This is a genomic window from Candidatus Nitrosotalea sp. FS, from assembly GCF_011319475.1.
Lineage (GTDB): Archaea > Thermoproteota > Nitrososphaeria > Nitrososphaerales > Nitrosopumilaceae > Nitrosotalea.
The window spans coordinates 1-2426 of the sequence record NZ_RCMC01000031.1; the positions used below are offsets into that span (position 1 = coordinate 1).

The window sequence follows — 2426 nt, forward strand, 5'->3', positions numbered from 1 at the left end:
TACACCGACATTGTTCTTGCCACTGTGGTCGTAGCCATCGATCTCATTGAGTATAGCCTGCACCTTGTAACCGTCGTACTGCTTGGTTGATGCATCATTATCTTTCCACGCGATTCCACCTGGATATGGTTGACCATTTGGCTCGACTGCGTTTGAGTCGATCTCAGGTGTGAACAGATCGTCAATTCCATGGCCGGATGGACCGTTGAATGACTCGTACACAGGATGCTTGTCAGACCACGCGGTTCTCAGACCTGCAGCCTTTGCGACTTCAAACATTGTATTTACTTTAAGGTAAGAATGCTGGAAGATCGGTTGGCAAGTAGTTGGGTCGACTGGTAACGTCGATGGTACAATTACAGTCTGCGGATTTCCTGTCATGTCCATGATCAATGCTGGATTTGCATCGATTCCTGGGATGTTCTGTCCTGCATCTATCCTAGTCACGTTTATGTCATCAGGTGAGTCGTAGATGACGTCACCACCTGTTGGCTGACCATGACACGATGTTGTACCTGCCTCATATGTGGCATGGTTGTACGAAACATCATAGTAGATGCCAGTTGCGCGCGGATCGCCTCCTGTCATTAGCGCTGTGCCGCCTGGATCAGAGTCCGACGGATCAGAGGTGTGTGCATTTGTAAACTCTGCACCGCCCTGGACCATCTTGGCAAGTTCGGAGTTTGGATGATTATCGACATACCATTTGAGGTCAGATTGATGCAGTCCATCCACAGAGATCAGCAACACATGCTTAACTCGGCTTTTATCTGCCGATTCGTCCATTGCATACGATGGTAAAATCAGCATAGATGTTATAAGAAGTCCAATTATTGTTGTTGTTAGAATTTTTGTCATTGTAAAGCAGAATGACAATTTGTCAATTTGTCAATTATGCAAATAGATCATGTTGGCATTTATCCTCTATGATTATTGTTCTAGTCATTTAGTGTTTATGTTGTCAAATGATATTAAGTCAAAATTCATCTATGGCCTAGAATTTTCAGACAAGATTATGAAAAATAAAAGTTTGAGAAGTGTTTGTAGTCAACCACGTAGCTTATGCCATTTTATGTAAAGGCTTGCTACAAATNCCGAAATTCATCTAGCTTATGCCATTTTATGTAAAGGCTCACTACAAATTTGTAGTTGTACGATACATACTACTTTTATTTTTCTTGATGTTGCCCATCGATTGGTAGAAATTTATGAACGGCGAGTTTTCTTCTTCTTTCTGTTTTTACTAGATTGGTAGGCAAAAAAGCCAAGAGTTACCCCAATAACAATAGTCACTACAACTATGCCCATTAAAATTGATGGGCTGATATGAGAAGCATCCATAGAAATCAAGTATTAAAATCAAGTTAATTAAGATTCTAATTAAATACCTGCAAAACTCCTTTCTTTAATTTTTTATTACAAACAATTACGATCTAGCTAAAAGATGATATTATAATTTAGAAACATCTCTTTCTATTTTGTTGCCTTCTTTATCTACAAAGTAGTAGGTATCATGGCCATCATTTTCAAAATGTAATGTAAAGCTCTCATCTAAATCGTCTAGTGTGTCCCCTCTGACTTGAAATCCACATTCGACACAAATTCCCCTCATGTCCCTAGTCATATTACTTTATTATTTTATCATCTCTTACTATTAAACAAGACCTAGGTTTTCAATTATGATGACAAAATGTGATTACAGTTCATCTAAAGATGGTTACAATTTTAAAATCATAGGTTCGAGTCATGTAAGACTTGCTACAAAACTGCTTTTCCTAATTTTTTATTTTAGGATATGGAGTTTATGATATATTGTACATCTTGTAGCAATTGGGCTGCCTGAGTTTGAGTTATCTTCTTTCCGGTTTGTGCATTCACTTCATTGATGAATGCGTTAAGTTGATTCTTTGCAGTATTGTTACCATGTGAATTCAATGAGGAAAGCGCAGCACCAAGTTTTGCATCAAGACTGTTTGTTTCACCGCCTGGGAGGTTCATTCCATTAATAATGCTAACAAGTTTTTGGTCTGCCTGGATTGGTGTTAGTACAGTAATGGTAAAAGTTTTGATGGCATTATTTCCTGCGTCATCTGTAGCCATACATGTGACAATATCAGAACCAAANGATTTTCAGTAATGATGACAGTATGTAATTACAGGCCAGCCAAAGATGGTTACAATTTTAAAATCGTAGGTTTGAGTCCTATAAGACTTGTTACAAAACTCCTTTTCCTTAATTTTTTATTTTAAAAATCTATGGTATTGAATTTATGATATCTTGTGCGTCTTGTAGCAATTGGGCTGCCTGAGTTTGAGTTANATCTTGTACATCTTGTAGCAATTGAATTGCCTGAGTTTGACTTATCTTCTTTCCTGTTTGTGCATTCACCTCATTGATGAATGCGTTAAGTTGATTCTTTGCAGTA

General features: G+C 38.0%; 3 protein-coding genes. All 3 read right to left on the reverse strand.

The genetic code is table 11. The features are described 5' to 3' along the window. Positions 1-858, reverse strand: an 858-nt coding sequence (locus DYY66_RS01535) for an alkaline phosphatase family protein (RefSeq protein ID WP_255495976.1), incomplete at its 3' end; no start/stop codon positions are given. A gap of 592 nt (positions 859-1450) precedes the next feature. After that, on the reverse strand, positions 1451-1612 hold the full coding sequence (locus DYY66_RS01540; protein ID WP_166285607.1) for a hypothetical protein: 162 nt from the start codon (positions 1610-1612) through the stop codon (positions 1451-1453). A gap of 176 nt (positions 1613-1788) precedes the next feature. Continuing rightward, positions 1789-2124: FIMAH domain-containing protein (locus DYY66_RS01545; protein ID WP_218583563.1), on the reverse strand; the 336-nt coding region annotated here is incomplete at its 5' end. Between the last annotated feature and the right edge of the window lie 302 nt (positions 2125-2426).